Annotated in this window: 15 protein-coding genes; 8 read left to right on the top strand and 7 right to left on the bottom strand. The window is 71.3% G+C overall.

Annotated features, from left to right (window positions below; all coding sequences use genetic code 11):
* Positions 1–102: 102 nt before the first annotated feature.
* The 5 genes from ACZ5K7_RS07535 to ACZ5K7_RS07515 form a co-directional block, all read right to left on the bottom strand.
* Positions 103–1,518 carry an NAD(P)/FAD-dependent oxidoreductase gene (locus ACZ5K7_RS07535; RefSeq protein WP_351691941.1) on the bottom strand — a complete coding sequence of 472 codons (1,416 nt, stop codon included), beginning with the start codon at positions 1,516–1,518 and terminating at the stop codon, positions 103–105.
* A gap of 113 nt (positions 1,519–1,631) precedes the next feature.
* Positions 1,632–2,807 carry an MAB_1171c family putative transporter gene (locus ACZ5K7_RS07530; RefSeq protein WP_351691944.1) on the bottom strand — a complete coding sequence of 392 codons (1,176 nt, stop codon included), beginning with the start codon at positions 2,805–2,807 and terminating at the stop codon, positions 1,632–1,634.
* Positions 2,804–3,988, bottom strand: coding sequence for an MAB_1171c family putative transporter (locus ACZ5K7_RS07525; RefSeq protein WP_351691947.1), 1,185 nt, complete (start codon positions 3,986–3,988; stop codon positions 2,804–2,806). The genes ACZ5K7_RS07530 and ACZ5K7_RS07525 overlap by 4 nt, the downstream gene beginning before the upstream one ends.
* Positions 3,985–4,569, bottom strand: a complete 585-nt coding sequence (locus ACZ5K7_RS07520; protein WP_468911539.1) for a toxin — start codon at positions 4,567–4,569, stop codon at positions 3,985–3,987. Before ACZ5K7_RS07520 ends, ACZ5K7_RS07525 begins: the two co-directional genes overlap by 4 nt.
* A gap of 38 nt (positions 4,570–4,607) precedes the next feature.
* A complete protein-coding gene (locus ACZ5K7_RS07515) occupies positions 4,608–5,975 on the bottom strand; it encodes an MAB_1171c family putative transporter (protein WP_468912000.1) in 1,368 nt (455 codons plus the stop codon).
* A 291-nt stretch (positions 5,976–6,266) separates the two neighbouring features.
* Between ACZ5K7_RS07515 and ACZ5K7_RS07510 the strand changes: the two genes are divergently transcribed.
* The 5 genes from ACZ5K7_RS07510 (at position 6,267) to arfA (ending at position 12,007) form a co-directional block, all read left to right on the top strand.
* Entirely contained in the window at positions 6,267–7,616 is a 1,350-nt protein-coding gene (locus tag ACZ5K7_RS07510; RefSeq protein WP_468911536.1) for an extracellular solute-binding protein, read from the top strand.
* The gene (locus ACZ5K7_RS07505; protein ID WP_351691956.1) at positions 7,613–8,551 is read left to right on the top strand and encodes a carbohydrate ABC transporter permease; all 939 of its coding nucleotides are present in this window, start codon (positions 7,613–7,615) and stop codon (positions 8,549–8,551) included. Before ACZ5K7_RS07510 ends, ACZ5K7_RS07505 begins: the two co-directional genes overlap by 4 nt.
* Complete coding sequence (locus tag ACZ5K7_RS07500; protein ID WP_468911534.1) at positions 8,548–9,405, top strand: carbohydrate ABC transporter permease; 858 nt, start codon at positions 8,548–8,550, stop codon at positions 9,403–9,405. The genes ACZ5K7_RS07505 and ACZ5K7_RS07500 overlap by 4 nt, the downstream gene beginning before the upstream one ends.
* An 11-nt stretch (positions 9,406–9,416) precedes the next feature.
* Entirely contained in the window at positions 9,417–10,388 is a 972-nt protein-coding gene (locus ACZ5K7_RS07495; RefSeq protein ID WP_468911532.1) for an arabinan endo-1,5-alpha-L-arabinosidase, read from the top strand.
* 107 nt (positions 10,389–10,495) lie between these two features.
* Positions 10,496–12,007 (top strand): arabinosylfuranosidase ArfA, encoded by a 1,512-nt coding sequence (gene arfA / locus ACZ5K7_RS07490; protein ID WP_468911530.1) that lies wholly within the window; start codon positions 10,496–10,498, stop codon positions 12,005–12,007.
* Between the two features lie 88 nt (positions 12,008–12,095).
* On the opposite strand, the gene ACZ5K7_RS07485 is transcribed toward arfA, so the two are convergent.
* Positions 12,096–15,146, bottom strand: a complete 3,051-nt coding sequence (locus ACZ5K7_RS07485) for a glycoside hydrolase family 35 protein (RefSeq protein WP_468911527.1) — start codon at positions 15,144–15,146, stop codon at positions 12,096–12,098.
* A 73-nt stretch (positions 15,147–15,219) separates the two neighbouring features.
* On the opposite strand from ACZ5K7_RS07485, the gene ACZ5K7_RS07480 reads away from it, so the two are divergent.
* Both ACZ5K7_RS07480 and ACZ5K7_RS07475 read left to right on the top strand, forming a co-directional pair.
* The gene (locus ACZ5K7_RS07480; protein ID WP_382526754.1) at positions 15,220–15,678 is read left to right on the top strand and encodes an RrF2 family transcriptional regulator; all 459 of its coding nucleotides are present in this window, start codon (positions 15,220–15,222) and stop codon (positions 15,676–15,678) included.
* Between the two features lie 227 nt (positions 15,679–15,905).
* Positions 15,906–16,565, top strand: a complete 660-nt coding sequence (locus ACZ5K7_RS07475; RefSeq protein ID WP_351691974.1) for a DUF4360 domain-containing protein — start codon at positions 15,906–15,908, stop codon at positions 16,563–16,565.
* Positions 16,566–16,577: 12 nt separating this feature from the next.
* Here ACZ5K7_RS07475 and ACZ5K7_RS07470 read toward each other — a convergent pair whose 3' ends face one another.
* Positions 16,578–17,555, bottom strand: coding sequence for an Lrp/AsnC family transcriptional regulator (locus tag ACZ5K7_RS07470; protein WP_468911522.1), 978 nt, complete (start codon positions 17,553–17,555; stop codon positions 16,578–16,580).
* 112 nt (positions 17,556–17,667) lie between these two features.
* On the opposite strand from ACZ5K7_RS07470, the gene ACZ5K7_RS07465 reads away from it, so the two are divergent.
* Positions 17,668–19,110, top strand: a complete 1,443-nt coding sequence (locus ACZ5K7_RS07465) for a carboxylesterase/lipase family protein (protein WP_468911519.1) — start codon at positions 17,668–17,670, stop codon at positions 19,108–19,110.
* Positions 19,111–19,129 lie beyond the last annotated feature (19 nt).

Here is a 19,129-nt window from a genome sequence, read left to right as displayed (position 1 = left end):
CTGCTCGGCGCGGCAGGGTCGTCTTTCGCCTGCGGGCCGGTGGGGGGCTGGTCGCGCAGTTCCTACCCCCGGCCTTCGGCCGGGGGTACCCCCCAGCGCCCCCTACGGGGCGCTCAGCTCGCCCAGAACCTTTCGTTCCGCCGGAGTCAGCGGCGGGCCCGAAAGCGGTGGCAGCAGCGGGCCGTTGAGTGCGGCCAGGATCGCGGTGGGCCGCAGCAGTCGTGACGGGCCCGTTTCCAGGCTGCTCACGTCCCACAGGGCTGCCGCCGCCTGGTAGGAACCCGTGGCTGCCTTCAGCAGGCGGCGTGAGTAGCGGGTGACCAGGCGGTCCGCCGTGCTCGGCTCGCCGCCGTGGGTTTCGGGGTACCAGACGTCCTGGCCCACCGCCGTGGCCCAGGCGCCCTCCACGACGCCGGCGACCCCGCGCTGCACGCGGCGGGACAGGCCGGGGGCGGCGAGGCCGGAGCGGTCCAGTTCGCGGGAGAGGGTTCGGGCGCCCTGTGCCGCCACCGACATGCCCTGTCCGTAGGCCGGGTTGAAGGTGGCCAGGGCGTCACCGAGGACGACGAGGCCCTCCGGCCAGGTCCGGGCCTTCTCCAGATAGCGGCGCGCGTTGTGCGTGCTGTGGCTGGTGTGGATGTCGGTCAGGGGTTCGGCGCCGGAGACGAGACGGGCGAGGATGGGGTCCGGCAGCTTGCGGATGTACTCCAGGAAGCCTTCCGGGTCGGACGGCGGTTCGCCGCCCCGGGTGCCGGCCAGGCTGACCATCCAGCGGTCGCCCTCGATGGGCAGGACCATTCCGCTGCGGCCCGGCCGGGACGCGTACGGGTCGGCGTGCAGCACCGTGAGGGGGAAGTGCTCGGCGCCCTCCGGCCTGCGGTAGATCCGGGTCGCGTTGACGAGGCCGGAGTCGACGGTCCGTTCGGGTATGCCGGTCACCCCGAACGCCTCCAGCCAGCGCACGACGCGCGAGCCGCGACCGCTGGCGTCGACCACGAAGTCGGCGTCGAGCACCGTCTCCCCGGATGTGGCCGCGGTGCTGGTAGAGGCCTTCGAGGAGACGCGGACGCCCGTCACGCGGCGCGCGGTGCCGGTCAGGGACAGGGCCTGTGCCGTGCGGATCTCGGTCTTGGAGTGGGCGAGCACCTCCGTGCGGACCACCCAGTCCAGCAGCGCTCGGCTACAGGTGATCATCCGGGGGCCGTCGTGCCGCCAGCGGCGCATCCAGCCCTCGGGCGTCAGCGCCAACATGCCCGAGCCGAGGGGTATCTCGTGGGCGCCTGCGGAGAGCAGCCGCTCGCGCATGCTCACGCCGGGCACGAGGTCCTCCACGGCGGCCAGACCGCCGGACATCAGCAGATGGGCGTGGCGGCCCTGCGGGAGACCCCTGCGGTGCTCGGGCCCGTCGGGCAGTTCGTCCCGTTCCAGTACGACCACTTCGTCCACGTGGCCGGACAGCGCGGCCGCGGCCAGCATGCCGGCCAGTCCGGCACCGATGACGACAGCTCTCCGCGGCATGGGGCTCCTTGTGTCCGGTCAGGGGTGTGCGGTCAGGGGTGTGCGGGCAGGGCGGGCAGTCAGGGGACTGTGGTGCGGACGGTCGGGTCACATACCCGTGTCTCAGGGGGTGTTCACCCGGGGGTGGCCCTCACCGTACCTTCCGGCACTGTGGCGGTGAGGCGTGACCGGGTGAGCGCCCGCGCCAGCTCGACCAGCCCGCCCGTGCCGGCCACCTCCGTGGCGTAGAGCCGGTACGTGCTCGGCGTGGTGCGGGGCTCCTCGTGGGCGGCGGCGCGGCGGGCCGCGTCGCTCACCATGGCCGCCTCGGCCGCGACGCGCGCCTCGTGCGCGGAGCGGCCCTGGTGCAGGGCGGCGTCCCGGGCGCGCTCGCGCACTCCGTCGTCGAAGTAGGGGGCGAGTGCCAACAGGCCGTCGTGGATGGAGACTTCGCGCCAGAGCAGGCGTACCCGGGGCGGCTGCCAGACGGAGATGGGCGGCTTCGGCGCGAGGGAGGCGAACCGCACCTCCGACCACAACGGGCCGAGGCCGCGCAGGTCGTCGAGGTCGCGCCGGCAAGCCAGGGCCACCGGCAGCAGCCTGGGCAGGACGAAGCCCGCGGAACATGTCAGGGCGCCCAGCGAGGCCATCGGCGGGGCGACACCGGTGGACAGGAAGTCGAGGTCGTGACCGGACCAACGGGCCACGAGCGCCGTGTACTTGGCGAGCTGGAAGCCCACCAGGTCCAGCAGTATCCCGGTCAGGATCAGCCGCAGCCCGGTCCTGAGCAGACCGGTGACCTCACGGCCCCAGGTGACGCACACGGCGCACATCACCAGGGTGGCCGTGCTGTGCCCGAGCAGGTAGAGCACGATCATCTCGCGCATGTACGGCGTGTTCGCGTAGTACGTGTCGAGGTCGGTGAGCCGTTCGGCGCTCGGGTCGGCCAGCGTGAACAGCACGACGATGGCGACGATCAGCGCGCCGTAGGCGGCCATGCTGCGCAGCACCAGGCGGCGGATCCGGGCCGGGGGTCCGCCCCGCCAGTTGATCAGCAGGACGAGCAGGGAGCAGCTGTACGCCGAGAGCATGCCGTAGGTGAGGGGGGCGCCGAAGTTCGGGATGCCCGTGAGGCGGTTGACGGCGGACAGGGTCAGCGGGGCCGAGCAGACGAAGACCAGGGCGCCCAGGACGATCGCGGCGCAGGTGGACACGGTCAGCGGGTTGCGCGGGACCGTCAGGGGCCGGCGGATCAGGACGACGCAGGAGAGTCCGAAGACGGCGCCCGCGAGGTACACCACGAGGCTCATGCCCGAGTACTCCCTTCCGTCGTACCGGTGCGGAGCCGGGCGGCGGCGACGAGCGGGGACAGCGCCAGGGCGTCGGCCACCCGTACGAGCAGGGCGGGAGCGGGGGTCCGCTCCGCGAACCGGTCCGGTTCGCCGGCGGGCGCGAGCCGGCGGCCCGGGTCGCGCTCCTCCGCCACGGCCGCGGCGATCACCGCCGCCCACGCGGTGGCCTCTGCCCTCTCCGGGTCGTCCGTGGTCCGCGCCGCGGTCTCCAGCGTCCGTTCGTACAGGGCCCGGTCGAAGAACGCGTCCAGGTGGCCGAGCGCGTTGTGGATGCTCGTCTGGCGCCACACCAGCCGGGTGGCGGAGGAGGACCAGCGCGGCGGGGGCAGCCGCAGCGCGCGCCGGGTGAGGAGTTCGTCCAGCTCCCGTTCCAGCGGTTCGAGGCGGGCGAATGTCCTCCGTGCCCGCCACCGCTGCGTCAGCCGGGGTCCGGTCAGCGGGGTCAGCACGCCGATGACGGTCAGCAGCGCGCTGAGTCCGGCGGCCGCCGGTGACACGGTCGTGCTGACCCAGGACCAGTCGAGGCCGCTCCAGCGGGCGACCACGGCGGCGAGCTTGGGCAGGCTGTACCCGGCGCCGCACAGCGAACCGACGCCCAGGATGATCAGGCCCGCCCGCAGCCAGCCGTGCACCTGCCGGGCCCAGCGCAGCGACGACACCGTGGTGACGGTGACGGCGGCGAGGTGCCCGGCCAGGTACAGCACGATCATCTCGGCGATGAACGGGGTGGTCGCGTAGTAGGTGTCCAGGTCGGTGCGGCGCTCCACGGGCGTGTGGCCCAGCGCGAACATCGCCGCGATGCCGACGAGGACGAAGGCGTAGCCCACGATCCAGCGGCGGGCCGTGCGGTGCACATGGGGTCCGCCGCGCCAGTAGACGATCAGGACCTGGGAGGAGGCGCTGTACGCGGTGATCGACGCGTAGGTCAGCGGGGCGGCGAGGTTCGGGACGCCGCTGAGGTGGTTGACCGCTCCGACGGTGGGCGGTGCCCCGAGGAAGAAGCAGGTGCCGGCCAGGCCCAGCACCACGCAGATGACGCGCAGGTAGGGGTCGCGCCAGTGACGTATCAGGTCGGGGGCCTTCACCAGCAGGCCCAGCCACAGCAGACCGCAGCTGACGTAGTTGATCAGGCCGTTCATCTTCCCGGTACGTCTCCTGATCCGCGTCCTGATCCGCTTCCCGGACCGCCGCTCGTGCCACGGTAGTTGAGGGCGGCGCCGATGCGCCCGGCCAGGCCCTGGTCGCTGTCCTCGGCCGCCGCGCCGTCCCGGGCGGCGGAGCCCGCGGCGGCCTCCTCCAGCCAGGGGCGCAGCCGCCCGCTCATCAACATGCCGAAGCGGTCGGCCTCCTGCTCGTCGGCGAGGCTGAAGTCGGTGCGGGCGGCGACGGGTCGGGGGCCGCCGTCGGCGGCCGGCCCGGGCGAGGGGTGGGCGTCGCGCTGGTGCATGTGCCACACCTCGTGGCAGAAGATCACGATCTGGTGCCAGACGGCGGCCCGCTTGTCGACGACGATGACGTCGTACGTGTCGCCCTCCAGCCACAGCCCGCTCGCGGTCCGGGGCGGGAACACCTCGCGCCGGACGACGACCTCACGTCCCCGCCAGCGGCGGACGGAGTCGACCAGTGAGTCGAACAGGGCCTCGGGGTCGGCGGGGACCGGAACGCGCATGGGCTCGACGAGGGCGCCGGCGAGCCGGCGCATCTCCTTCTTCGTGCGCACCGCTGCAATATGCCAGGACATACTCCGCCTCAGCCACCTCACCGTCGACGCGGCAGGAAGGAACCGGCCGCCTCCGCCGAACGCGCCGCCTCCGCCGAACGGGCCGCCTCCGCCGAACCGGCCGCCTCCGTCGAACCGGCCGCCTCCGTCGAACGGGCCGCCTCCGTCGAACGGGCCGCCTCCACCGAACGGGCCGCCTCCACCGCACCGGCCTCCTTCGGCCGGAGTGGCCCCGCCGCCACGCGTACGGCGTCGATGACGTCGGGGTGGCGCAACTCCCGTGAGACCGCTCCGATCTCCTGGAGCAGCTCCGTCGTGTCGGGGTGGCTCGTCGCACCGTCACGGTGAGCGGAGCGCCCCCCGTCGGCCACGGCGTCCAGGATCGCCACCGCCGCGGCGAGCGCCCTCGCCCGGGCCGGCGGGAACCCCAGCCGCAGCGCCGCCCGGTACGCCCGGGTGCGCAGCTCCTCGTCGAGGTGCCGGGCGAGTGGGAGCAGCACGTCGCGGATGTACGTCTCCCGTCGGACCAGGCGCAGTTCGGGGGTGGCGCGTGGCAGGAAGGGGAGGCCGTCGCCGTTGACGGTCCTCAGCAGCCGGTACAGCGGCCGCAGTTCGCGGTGGGCGAGCCGCACGCGCCGACGGTCGTGCAGGTACTGGCCGGTGTGCGGCAGGATGAAGCCGACGGCGATCAGGATGGCGGCCAGACAGGCCACGGGCGGGGCGACGTCCGTGCTCAGCCGGTCCAGGTCGTGCCCGGTCCAACGGGCCGTCACGGCGGTGAACTTGGCGAGGTCGAAAACGAGGTTCAGGCCGTAGCCGATCCCCAGGAACGTCAGCCCGCAGCGCAGCCGGGCGCCGAGGCCGTCGGCGCGGGCCCAGTTCCACACGAGCCACGAGGTGATCGCCACGGCCACCGTGTGGGCGAGCAGATAGAGCAGGATCTCCTCGCGCATGAATGGCGTGTTGATGTAGTACGTGTCGAGGTCCCGCAGCCGTTCCACGGGCACGTCCGCGAGGGCGAACAGCACCCACAGCGCCACGATCACGCCCGAGTAGACGGAGATCACCCAGCGCCTGGCGCGCCGGGTCGCGGCCGAGCGGTCGGCCGGGCCGCCCCGCCAGGCGATGATCAGCAGCAGCCCCGAGGCGCTGAACGCGGTCAGCAGCGAGTAGACCCAGGGCGCCGAGATGTTGGGCACGCCCGTGACCCGGTTGGTCCAGGCGATCGTGGACGGTGTCACGGACACGAACACGGCGCAGGCGAGCAGCAGCAGCCCGCCGACCGCGCGCAGCAGGGGGTCGCGCCAGAGCCGGAGGATGCTCGGAAGTCTGAGCACGAGGGCGGCGACGAGGATCGCGGTGGGGATCCACACGAAGGACGTGTACAGCTCGCCGAGGAAGGTCATCACCACGTCCTACGCTCCCCCCTTTCCCCGCCGTTCGCCGCACAGCCGGTCCGAGGTTACGCGCCCGGAACTGGCGGCGTCATGTCCTGCGTCGGCCGTCGTGGAACCGGAAACGACCGCTGTGTCCGGAAGTCGCTGTCGGGAAAGCGCGGAGAAAGCGCGGACCGAAATCCGTTGAAGCCTGTTCAACCCATTGACGCGGAAGCGCTTCGATTTTACGGTCCCGTTCGAAGTTACGAGCGCTCTACGAGATTTCGAACATCCTGAGGACTTCTACAGTAAGGGCAGGGCATGGGACGACCTGGCCTGAATCGCAGGCAGCTGCTGGGCGCGGCAGGGGGTTTGGCGGTCGCGGGCAGCCTCGGCTTCGCCGCGCTCGGGACCGGTGCCGACGCGCTCGCCTCCAGCGCGGACACCCGGGTGCGCTACTGGAACCTCTTCAGCGGCGGCGACGGCGCCAACATGATCGCGATGCTGGACGCCTTCCGCGGCGGACACCCCGGCATCGACGTGAAGGACTCCACTCTCCAGTGGGGCAACCCCTTCTACACCAAACTCGCCATGGCCGCCGCGGGCAACCGCGCCCCCGAGCTCGGTGTCATGCACATGGGCCGGGTGGCCGGCTTCTCCCCGGGCCGGCTCCTCGACCCGTGGGACCTGGACCTCCTCGCCGAGTACGGAGTCCGCAAGGCGGACTACAACCCCGCGCTGTGGAACCGCGGTGTCATCGACGGCAAGCTCTACGCCCTCCCGCTCGACGTCCACGTACAACTCTGCTTCTACCGCAGGGACGTCCTGAAGAAGGCCGGTCTGCTCGGCGACGACGGCCTGATGATCCCGGTCACCTCCACCGACGAGTGGTTCGACGTCCTGAAGAAGGCCAGGGCGGTCCAGAAGAAGGGCCTGCAGACCATCGGCCTGTGGACCAACGACCAGAACTTCCAGTGGTGGTTCTTCGTCGCCTTCTACACCCAGCTCGGCGGCACGTGGTTCGACGCCGACAACACCGAGGTCCTCTTCGACACCGACAAGGCCACCCAGGTCCTGGAGTTCTTCCGTAAGCACGTCACCGACGGATACGTCATCCCGGGCGCGCCGACCGGCGAACAGTTCATCAACGGCGCCCCCTTCACCTGGGAGGGCAACTGGTCGGTGCCCGTCTTCTCCGGCGCCGGGCTGGACTACGGCGCGACCCCGCTGCCGCCCGTCTTCGGCAGGCAGGCCACGCACGCCGAGTCGCACTCCTTCGTCCTGCCGCACCAGTCGGGCCGCGGCGGCGCCACGAACGAGGCCGCGCACGAACTGGCCGCGTACGTCGTCACCCACGCCCTCCAGTGGGCGGCCGGCGGCCACATCCCCGCCTACACGCCGACGCTGTCCACCGCCGCGTACAAGAAGCTCACCCCGCAGCACGAGTACGTCTCCGCGATGTACCACCAGGCCACCGAGCCGAAGGTGTGGTTCGCGGGCTCCACCGGCGTCCTCGCCCAGGACCTCGGCCCGGTGGTCGTCTCCTCGACGATGGGCTCGGCCAAGCCGCCCGCCGCCGCGCGGACGATGCGGAAACACCTCGTCAAGCTCCTCGCCTCGAAGAACCCCATGGACGGCAGGACCGCCGCGCAGGGAGGTACGGCCGCATGACGACCAGTGCAGGGACCGTCGTCGCACCGGTGCGGGCGCGGGCCGCCGCCGCCTCCGCGACCGTCCGCCGCAGGCAGGGCTTCCAGCACGGGGGCTGGTTCGTCGCCCCGTTCCTGGCGCTCTTCACGCTGTTCGTTCTCTGGCCGCTGCTGCGCGGTGTCTACCTCAGCTTCACCGACGCCAACATCTCCGGCGACGGCGCGAGCTTCATCGGCCTCGACAACTACCGTGAGGCGCTGCACGACCGGGCGATGTGGGACGCGCTCGGGCACAGCGCCTACTTCACGCTGCTCGTCGTCCCGTCCCTCACGGTGCTCGCCTTCCTGCTCGCGATGCTCGCCCACCACATCGAGCGCGGCAAGTGGCTGTGGCGCCTGTGCTTCTTCGCCCCCTTCCTGCTCCCGTCCACGGTCGCCGGCAACATCTGGCAGTGGCTGTTCACCCAGGGCATCGGCCTCTTCAACGAGACCTTCGGGCTCGACACCCCCTGGCTGACCGACAAGTCGTACGCGATGCTCGCCATCGTCATCACCACCCTGTGGTGGACCGTCGGCTTCTCCTTCCTCCTCTACCTCGCCGCCCTCCAGGGCATCCCCGACCACCTCTACGAGGCCGCCAAGCTGGACGGCGCGAACGCCTGGCACCGGACGGTCCACATCACCCTGCCGATGCTGCGCCACATCACCGGCCTGGTGATCGCGCTGCAGGTCCTCGCCTCGCTCCAGCTCTTCGACCAGGCGGTCGTGATGATGGACTTCGGCCCGGGCCCCGAGCTCTCCACCCGCGGCTTCGTCCAGTACACCCTCGAACAGGGCTTCACCAGCTACCGCGTGGGCTACGCCTCCGCGATGTCCGTCATCTTCTTCGTGATCATCGCTGCCGTCGCCCTCGGACGGACGGCGCTGCTGCGCAACCGTGAGGAGGGCATCCGATGAGCACCACCCAGATCCGCCTGAAGCCCCGCAGGCCGTGGACGCCGAGCCAGATCGTCCTGACCCTCCTCGGTGTCGCCGTCTCCGCCGTCTTCGTGGCACCGATCGCCGCGGCCCTGTTCACCTCGCTCAAGTCCGAGGCCGAGGCCGCCGAGATCCCGCCGCACTGGCTGCCGAAGGTGTGGACCGGCCAGGCCTGGAGGGCCCTGTGGGAGACCGGCAACATCACGAACTGGTTCGTCAACTCCCTCGTGGTGTCGATCCTGGTGACGGCCGTCGTGGTCACCGTCGCCGCCCTCGCCGGATACGGCTTCGCCCGCACCGAGTTCCGGGGCAAGGGCCCGCTGCTGGCCCTGGTCATGGCCGGCCTGATGATCTCCCCGGCCGTCCTCGGCGTCCCCCTGTTCACCACCGTCCAGCAGATGGGGATGGTCGACACCTACTGGGGCATGATCCTTCCCCAGTGCGCCCCCGCCGCCATGGTGTACATCCTCTACAAGTTCTTCCAGGGCATCCCGCGCGAACTGGAGGAGGCCGCCTTCATCGACGGCGCCGGCCGCTGGCGGATCTTCTTCACCATCGTCGTCCCGCTCTCCCGCCCCTCCCTCGCCGCGGTCGGTATCTTCACCTTCATCGCCTCGTGGAACAACTTCCTGTGGCCCTACATGGTGACCAACAACCCCGACCTGATGACCATGCCGAACGGCATCGCGACCGTCATGAACTCCTACGGCATCCAGTGGGCCCAGCTCATGGCCGGCGGCCTCATGGCGGGCCTGCCGCTGATCGTCGTCTTCGTCTTCTTCCAGCGCCAGATCGTGGCGGGCGTCGCCCACACGGGCCTGGCCGGCCAGTGAGGAGCCCCGAGTTGAAGCGCTTCCCCGGACTCGCCGCCCTGCTCGCGGCGGCGACGATCGCCCTCCTCCCCACCACCGCGTCCGCCGACGTCACCTACCCAGACCCGCTCCCGCTGACCGGCCAGCAGATCATCCACGACCCCACGGTCCACCAGCTCGAAGACGGCCGGTACGTCGCCTACTCCACCGGCGGCGTCATCGGCGCCCGCCTCTCCACGAACCTCCACGACTGGACCGACGCGGGCAACGCCTTCACCACACCGCCGAGCTGGTGGTACGACTACAACTCCACCGCCGACCCGTGGGCCCCCGACCTCTCCTACCGAGACGGCCGCTACTGGCTCTACTACGCCGTCTCCTCCTGGGGCACCAACCACTCCGCGATCGGCGTGGCCACCTCCCCGTCCGGCCTCCCGGGCACCTGGACCGACCAGGGCAAGGCGTTCTCGTCGGAGACGACGGACTCCTGGAACGCCATCGACCCGGCGATCGTCCGGGCCGACGGCAAGCTGTGGATGGCGTTCGGCTCGTACTGGACGGGCATCCGCATGGTGGAGCTGAACCCGCGCACGGGGAAGGCGATCCCCGCCGCCACCATCGCCCACCTCGCCACCCGCCCCGACGCCCCCTACGCCGTCGAGGGCGCCTCGATCCTCCACCACGGCCGCTACTACTACCTCTTCGCCTCGTACGACGCCTGTTGCGCGGGCGTGAACTCGACGTACAAGATCAGAGTGGGCCGCTCGACGACGGTGACGGGCCCGTACGTGGACAGCACGGGGAAGCCGATGCTGGAGGGCGGCGGCGACCTGCTCCTCGCCTCTCACGGCCGGTACACAGGGCCCGGCGGAGAGTCCACCTTCCGCGCCCACGGCAAGACCTGGCTGGCGTACCACTACTACGACGCCGACGACAACGGCACGCCAAAGCTGGGGCTGAACAGGTTGGGCTGGACAAAGAACGGCTGGCCAATGCCCCTTTAGGGGCGCGGGACTGTGTCCATTTGCGGCTCCGCCGCGTGGGCGCGAGCAATCCCCACCCATCCGCACCCGCCCACGAAACACAAGCCACCCCTCCCGAAAGGCGAAAATTGCGCACCGCCCGCTTCACCCTCGACCCGGCCTTCACCATCGGCGAAGTCAACCCCCGCCTCTTCGGCTCCTTCGTCGAGCACCTGGGCCGCTGCGTCTACACCGGCATCTTCGAGCCGACCCACCCCACGGCCGACGCCGAAGGCCTCCGCACCGACGTCCTCGACCTCGTCCGTGAACTCGGCGTCACCACCCTCCGCTACCCCGGCGGCAACTTCGTCTCCGGCTACAAGTGGGAGGACTCGGTCGGCCCGGTCGAGGACCGACCCCGCCGCCTCGACCTCGCCTGGCGGTCGACGGAGACCAACCGTTTCGGCCTCTCCGAGTACATCGCCTTCCTGAAGAAGGTCGGCCCGCAGGCCGAGCCCATGATGGCGATCAACCTCGGCACGCGGGGCGTGGCGGAGGCCCTGGAACTCCAGGAGTACGCCAACCAGCCCTCCGGAACCGCCCTGTCGGACCTCCGTGCCACCCACGGCGACAAGGACCCCTTCGGCATCAGGCTCTGGTGTCTGGGCAACGAGATGGACGGCCCCTGGCAGACCGGACACAAGACCGCCGGGGAGTACGGCCGCATCGCCGCGGAGACCGCCCGCGCCATGCGCCAGATGGACCCGTCCGTGGAACTGGTCGCCTGCGGTTCCTCCAGCCAGTCCATGCCGACCTTCGCCGAGTGGGAGGCGACGGTCCTCGCGGAGACGTACGACCTGGTCGACTACATCTCCCTGCACGCCTACTACGAGCCCCAGGACGGCGATCTCGACTCCTTCCTGGCCTCCGCCGTCGACATGGAGTCCTTCATCGAGAACGTGGTCGCCACCTGTGACCACGTGGGCGCCAGGCTGAAGTCCCAGAAGAAGATCAACCTCTCCTTCGACGAGTGGAACGTCTGGTACACCTCCAGGTGGCATGCGATCGAGAACTCCGACGCGCGGGACTGGCCCGAGGCCCCCCGCCTGCTGGAGGACAACTACAGCGTCACGGACGCCGTCGTCTTCGGCTCGCTCCTCATCGCCCTGCTCCGCCACGCCGACCGCGTCACGGTGGCCTGCCTGGCCCAGCTGGTCAACGTCATCGCCCCGATCATGACCGAGCCCGGCGGCCCGGCCTGGCGCCAGACGACGTTCTTCCCCTTCGCCCAGGCGTCCCGGTACGGCAGGGGCCAGGTCCTGGACGTTCGCGTGGACTCACCGACGTACGACACGAAGAAGTACGGCGAGACGAGCCTGCTGCACGCGACGGCGGTCAGGGCCGACGACGGCACGGTGGCCGTCTTCGCCGTCAACCGCAGCCGGACGGAGAACCTGCCCCTGGAGGTCGCCCTGAGCGGCCTCGACCTGACGTCGGTGACCGAACACAGCGTCCTGGCGGACGAGGACCCCGACGCCCGCAACACGTTGGAGGAGCCGGAGCGGGTGGCGCCGCACCAGGCCGAGGGCACATCGCTGAACGACGGCACGCTCAAGGCCACTCTGGAGCCCTTGTCCTGGAACGTGATCCGACTGACGTAGGGGCCGGCGCCCCTTGCTTTTAGGGGCGCGGGGCCGTATCAATTTGCGGCTCCGCCGCGTGGGCGCGACCAGCCCCCACAACCCGCGGTCAACGGCCGGGGGAGTCCACCCCCACCACCGGCACTCCTCCGGCCGCACTCCCCAGCAACTCCAGCCGCGCAACCCCCGGCCCGAACTCACTCGTCCCATCCGAAAGCACGGCCAAGGCCAACGTATTGGCTTCCTTGGTCCGCAGAATCCCGTTCGGCAGCACGAACCTGTGCTGCGGGCCCACATCGTTGATGTACTGCCCGAGGTTCCAGCCGTTCAGGAAGATCTGCACCCGGTACGCCCGCGCCGGATCGTCTTCCAGCACCAGTCCCACCGACGCGTCGACCCCGTCCGGCACGGCCAGTTTGAAGCCCGTGCGGTACCAGGTGACGCCCATCCCCTGGTCCGCGCGCGGGAGTTCGGCCAATTCCCAGCCGCCGTCGGCGAAGCCGGGCAGATGCCAGCCCTGCCGCTCCCCGTAGAGGCCGCCGTTGTTCAGCGGCCCCCGCACCGGATCGGGCGCGGTCTCGCCCTGGATCCGCCAACTCACCTTCGGCGAGGCGCCCTTGAAGGTCACGGCGGTCAGGCCGCGGGCCACCTTGTGGGTGTCCAGGGAGCGGCCGTCCATGTCGTGCTGCATCCGCCGCACCAGCACGGACAGCACATGCTTCTGCTGCTCGCGCCGTGCCTTCTCCGCGTCCTTCTGAGACGCCATCTGAGACGCCTGCTCCGCCTCCTTCTTCCACTGCTTCCGCAGCCCGGCGACGGAGAACTCGGCCGTGGCCGCCCAACTGCCCTGCCGGACCGTCTTCGTGTCCGGCACCGGCATCCGGTGCGAACCGAGCGGCTTTCCGTCCAGCCAGGCCATCAGCATGCCCTGGGTGCCCGTGCTGTAGGCGAGGGACAGGGACTCCAGGTCCTCGAGGTCGCCGTCCACCCGTGCCCGGTACCAGACGTCCCCGTAGTGGAAGCCGTAGTCGTCGGCGAACAGCACCGGCTGACCGTCCGGGACGGCCGTCGTACTGAACGAGGTCTTCTTGTCCGCGACCACCCACGACGAGTCGTCGAAGGTCGGCGCCGACTCGGGGTTCTCGGTCTTGCGGCGCCAGCCGGCGAGGACCGGCAGCGCCGGCTTCGGCGCCCCGGCCAGGTCCGAGGTGGCGACCAGGCTCTCCGAGAGGGTCACCCGGGTCTGTACCGGCCGCCCGTTCCAGGTGACCGAGGAGATCCCGCGCGGCCCCCACACCTCCACGCCGCTCGCCCCGACCGTGTCCCCGGTGAGCTGCACGGTCCCGCCGCTGAGCTTCGCGTGCCGCAGCAGCGCGGGGCCGTAGACCAGCAGGGTGCCGGACGGGGTGTCGTACGGGAACAGCCGGAGCGAGGTCGCGTCGTCGGCGAAGAGCAGGAGCAGCGGGGTGTCGCTCTCGCCGCGCTGGACCAGGACCCGGGTGAGCCCGCCCTGTCCGAGCGGCGCGGTGACGTGCAGGACGCCCTGGTCGTACACCCAGGCCGCCTCGGCGTCCAGGCGCTGGACGAAGGGCTCGGACGGGCACTCGAGGACCAGGTGTGCCATCTCGCCGTACCGGCCGGTGAACAGGGCGATGTCCTGCCTGCCGGCGGTGAACACGGCCATCGGCTGGGCGGTGGCGTACCGCAGCTTCCGCCTGCCGAGGGAGAGCCCGGTGGTGATGAGCCGGGCGTCGTGGGCCGGGACGGTGACCTCGATGTCGTCACCCCCGTCCCGCTTGCGGGTCTTCAGGGTGGACGTCACCTCGCTCGCCCCGTCGTTGCGCAGCACGTACACGTGCGCCTGGGTGTCCGGGTTGGTGAGGTGGTACGTCTTCAGCCCGTCCGCGTGGACATCCGCCGCGCGCTCCAGCTTGGCGAAGTCCGGGACGCGTTGCAGAAGGTGGCCGAGCTGGTGCATCGGCGCGATCTTCGGGGTGACGTTGCGGGCCTCGTCGATGACCGCCCCGTAGTCGTACGACGTGTAGACGACCGGCGCCGGCAGCCAGCCCCAGTTCGTGCCGCCGTAGGTCATGTAGACGTTGTGCAGGGTGATGCCGTTGGCGAGGTTGGTGAGGTAGAAGCGGCGTTCGTAGGCCGCGTCCCGGGTGCGCCGGGACTCGGCGTACCCCTTGCCGCCGAACTCGACCCCGCCCCACGGGTCGAACCAGCCGCCCCCGAACTCCGGCACGAACCCGGGCGTACGGGGGCTGGCGGTCGCGCCGCCCTTGAGGCCGCCGATCCCGAAGTCGCCCCAGTCCGGCGGGGTCTGGGTGGGGGCGGGGTAGCCGTCGAAGCCGTACAGCCACTTCCCGGTCTCGCCGCCGGTGTCGAAGGAGCCGGGGATCCAGTAGCCGTTGCGGCCCTTGTCGTTGTGGAAGAGGGGGACGTCGATGCCGTCCGCCCGCACCTTCTTGTAGAGGTGGGACATGTAGGCGGGACCGGCCGGGTCGGCGACGTGGCCGTCGTACTCGTTCTCGATCTGGTAGAGCAGGACGGTCCCGCCGCCGTCCGTGTGCTGGTGGCGGCGCACGATGCGGTTGACGGCCGTCAGCCACGCGTCGACGTGCCCGAGGTAGGTCGGGTCGTCGGTGCGGGCCGAGCCCCGCGTGGCGGTGAGCCAGCCGGGGAAGCCGCCGGCGTCGACCTCGGCGTTGATGTAGGGGCCGGGGCGCAGGATGACGTACAGCCCGGTCTCGGCGGCGGTGCGCAGGAACAGGTCCAGGTCGCGGACGCCGGTGAAGTCGAACGTGCCGGGCGCGGGGGAGTGGTAGTTCCACGCCACGTAGATGCTGACGGTGTTGTAGCCGTGCGCCCGCATCTTCTCCAGGACGTCCCGCCACAGGGACGGGCTCGGGAGCCGGAAGGGATGCAGTTCGCCGGACCACACCACCAGCCGGCGGCCGTCGACGACCAGGGAGTAGTGGTCGTGGCCGATGGCATGCCGCCGCCCGTCGGCGCTCGGTGCGGCGGGGGCCGGGCCGGTCGGCACGGTGCGTGCCGCGTAGGCCGCGGGCGCCACGGGGCCGCCGCTGCCGCCCAGGGCGAAGCCGAGCGCGGTCGAGCCGGCGAGGGCACTGAAGGTACGTCTGCTGAGCGCCAAGGGATCCTCCCGGGCGATCTTACGGGGCGCGGGTGCGGCCATTGTCCACGGGAGTACGCCCCACAATGGACACATGAGGATCTCGGCACGAGCGGATTACGCGGTACGGGCGGTCCTGGAGCTCGCCGTACGGCAGGACGACGGCCCGGTGAAGGCCGAGGAGATCGCCGGGGCGCAGGAGATCCCGCACAAATTCCTGGAGGGCATTCTGGGTGACCTCCGGCGTGCCGGGATCGTCGACAGCCGGCGTGGCGGGGGCGGCGGCTACCGGCTGGCCCGGGACGCGTCCGCGATCACCGTGGCGGACCTCATCCGGGCGGTGGACGGCCCGATCGTCTCGGTACGCGGCGAACGCCCGACGGGTCTGGCCTACACCGGCACCGCCCAGCCCCTGCTGCCCCTGTGGATCGCGCTGCGCGCGAACGTCCGCCGGATCCTCGAAGGAGTCACCGTGGCGGACATCGCGGCGGACGCCCTCCCGGAGCCGGTCCGGGCGCTGGCCGCGGAACCGGCGGCCTGGGAGAACCCGTAGGGGTGAGGCGAGGGTTGACGGGGCTGTGAAATCCGCCGTTGTGAATGGCCGGAGTTCGCCCTGACCGCTCGGTGCGGGGGTTCCTACGATGCGAGCGCCTCGTTCTTCACAGGAAACTCACAGGTTCTTCAAAGGTGAACCACATCGAACCTTGAGGGGCGTGAGGGTCCTGGGACCGAGGCTGTCACCCCCCACTCGATCACCGAACCGGAGAAACCATGAAACCCATGAGGCATGGACTCCTGCTCGGCGGAGCGCTCACCGCGCTGCTCACCGCCGGGTTGCCCGCTCAGGCCAACGCCTCGTCGTCGCCCGTCTTCGACGACCCGCCGCCGGACAAGATCGTGATCAACGTCGCCACGGTGAACGGCTCCGGCTGTCCGCAGGGCACCACCGCCGTCGCCGTCTCCGAGGACAACGAGGCCTTCACCGTCACCTACAGCGACTACCTCGCCCAGGCCGGCGGCAACTCCGACCCCACCGCCTTCCGGCGCAACTGCCAGCTCAACCTGGTCGTTCACGTGCCGGGCGGCTTCACCTACGCCATCGCCAGCGCCGACTACCGCGGCTTCGCCTCCCTCCAGCAGGGCGCCACCGGCACCCAGCGCGCCTCGTACTACTTCCAGGGCTCGTCCAACACGGCCTCCGCGAACCACCCCTTCCGGGGCCCCTACGACGACAACTGGCAGGCCACCGACACCACCGACTGGGCCCAGCTGGTCTGGGCGCCCTGCGGGGTGCAGCGCAACTTCAACATCAACACGGAGCTGCGGGTGACCGCCGGCAGCGCGAACCCCGGCAAGGTCAGCTTCATGACCATGGACTCCACCGACGGCGAGATCAGCACCGTCTACCACCTGGCCTGGAAGGAGTGCCCCGCCAAGTAGTCCGCCCCGCGCTCACAGGCTCCCCGGGCGGACCAGCCCGGTCCGCTTGACCCCCGCCAGGATGGGCGTGACCTCGGTCGTCATGACGTGTTCCAGGGCGCCGACGGTCTCGCTCAGGAAGACGTACAGCGCGTCGAGGTCGGCCGCGGCGACCGCCACCAGCAGGTTGGCCGAGCCGGTGGTCGCCGAGGCGAACCGCACCTGTGGATGGCGGCTGAGCCGCCGGCCGGTCTCCTCCAGGCCGCCGGGGGCCACCGTCATCCACAACAACGCCTCGGTACGGATGCCCAGCCGGGCGAGATCGACCTCGGTCGCGAGCCGTACGGCCATGCCGCCCGTCAGCGTCTCCAGGCGCCGGCGGGCGGTCAGCGCGGAGATGCCGGCGTGCCGGGCGAGGTCCGTGTAGGAGGCCCGTCCGTCCTCGACCAGTCCGGCGATCAGCTGGTGGTCGACGGGCTGGAGCGGGGTCCTGCCGTAGGCCGTCGGCAGGTCCGGGCGCAGACTGGCCAGTTCCGCCGCGGAGAGCAGGCCGCCGCTCCAGTCGAAGCCGGCCGGGAACACCCGCAGCAGCGCGTGCGAGGTCCACGACTGGACGGCCGCGGTGGCCGGAAGGTCGCGCAGCAGCAGGTTGTTGCGGGCGTCCGGGCCGTCCAGGAACAGCACGGCGCAGATCTCGTCGCCGCCGCCGAGGACGTCCACCCAGATCGTGTCGGGGCGGCGGGCCAGGGTGGCGGCGATGGCGCTGATCCGGTGGGGCTTGCACCGGATGCGCAGGGCCAGCGGGACCAGGTCGGGGAAGCGCACGGGGTTGCGGACGGCCGTCGCCCGCAGGGTGCCGTCGTGGTAGAGCGGCGCCGCCCGCCGGACCACGGTCCGCTCGGAGACGCCGAGGACCCGGCCGACGGTACGCCAGGAGGCGCGCGGGGAGGCCATCATCGCGGCGGCGATCCGGCTGTCGGTCCCTTCCAGCCGGTGGCGTTCTTTCTCCATATCCATCGATCATATGGCCGGCATTCTTGATGAGAAGCCCACTTTCTGGCTCATTTCCACGCTCCCGGTGAGGATCGGAGACATCGCAGCCGAACCGAGAGGGGTGAGCACCATGGCGGACGTCGGGAACCCGGTCGTGGCCACGGACCAGGGCAGGATCCAGGGGATCGTGGAAGGCGGGGCGGTCTGCTTCCGGGGCATCCCGTACGCCGCGTCGCCGGTCGGCGGACTGCGGTTCGCCGCGCCGCGGCCGCACCCGGGCTGGACGGGGGTGCGGGAGGCGGTGCAGGCCGGGCCGTCCGTTCCGCAGGGACCGTCCCGCCTGGAGCAGGTGATGGGACACCGGGTGCCGGACTGGGACGAGGACGGCAGCCTCACCGTCAACGTCTTCGCCCCGCGCCGGGCCCTGGCGGACGGCATGCCCCGCCCGGTCCTTCTCTGGTGGCACGGCGGCGGCTTCACGAGCGGCTCCGGCGGCTGGGACTGGTACGACGGCGGCCGCCTCGCCGCCCTCGGCGACATCGTGGTCGTCACCGCCAACTACCGGGTGGGACCGCTGGGCTACCTGTACCTCCCGGAGACCGGCGCCGCCAACCTCGGCCCCCAGGACCAGGCCGCCGTGCTGCGCTGGGTGCGGGACAACATCGCCTCCTTCGGCGGCGACCCGCGCGAGGTGACGGTCGGCGGCCAGTCGGCCGGCGCCTACTCCGCCCTGTACCTGGCGCTCGACCCGGAGACCTCCGGCCTCGTCACCCGGGTGCTGCTGCAGAGCGGCCCCTTCGGCCTGGCCCCGCAGGACCCCGAGGACGCCGCCGAGCACGCCGAGGCCTACCTGCGGCTGCTCGGCGTCCCGGCCGACGCGGACGTCCTGCGCGCCCTGCCCGCCGAGCGGCTCCTGTCCGCCTACGGGCGGCTCGCGGGCCGGCTCGCCCGCCCCGGCAACGCCGCCCCGCCGATGTACCCGGTGCTCGGCGCCCCCGGCATGCCCCGCACCTGGCAGCGGGCGCTCGCCGACGGCGCCCTGGAGGGCAGGCCGCTGCTCATCGGCACCACCGCCGACGAGGCGACCTCCTTCTTCGCCTTCGACCCGGCCGTCCAGCACCTCACCACCGCCGGCGCGTTGGACCTCCTGTCCGCCCAGGCAGGCGACCGGGCCCGGGAGATCTACGACGCGTACGCCGCCCGGCTCCCACAGGCCACCCCCGCGCGGATCTTCACCGCGATCGGTACCGACACCCTCTTCCGCGACGGCTCGCTGGAGATCGCCGACCACCACGCGGCCGGCGGCAACGCGACCCACGTCTACCGGTTCGACCACCGCCCGGCCGAGGACCCGCACTCCCTCGGCGCCGCCCACTGCGCCGAACTGCCCTTCCTCTTCGACACGTTCGAGGCCTACCCGGACAGCCCGATGCTCGGCAGGGTCGGAGACGCCGAGCGCGCCCTGGGACACGAGTTCGCCACCGCGGTCGCCGAGTTCGTCCGCACCGGATCGGTCCACGACTGGCTCCCCTACGCACCCGGGACCCCGGCCCGCATCCGCCACTTCGGCTGAGCGGCCGCTCCGGCTGATC

Source organism: Streptomyces sp. NPDC031497 (genome assembly GCF_055580905.1).
The sequence above is the reverse complement of the archived record's forward strand: the minus strand, read 5'-3'. Positions and strand labels throughout refer to the sequence as shown.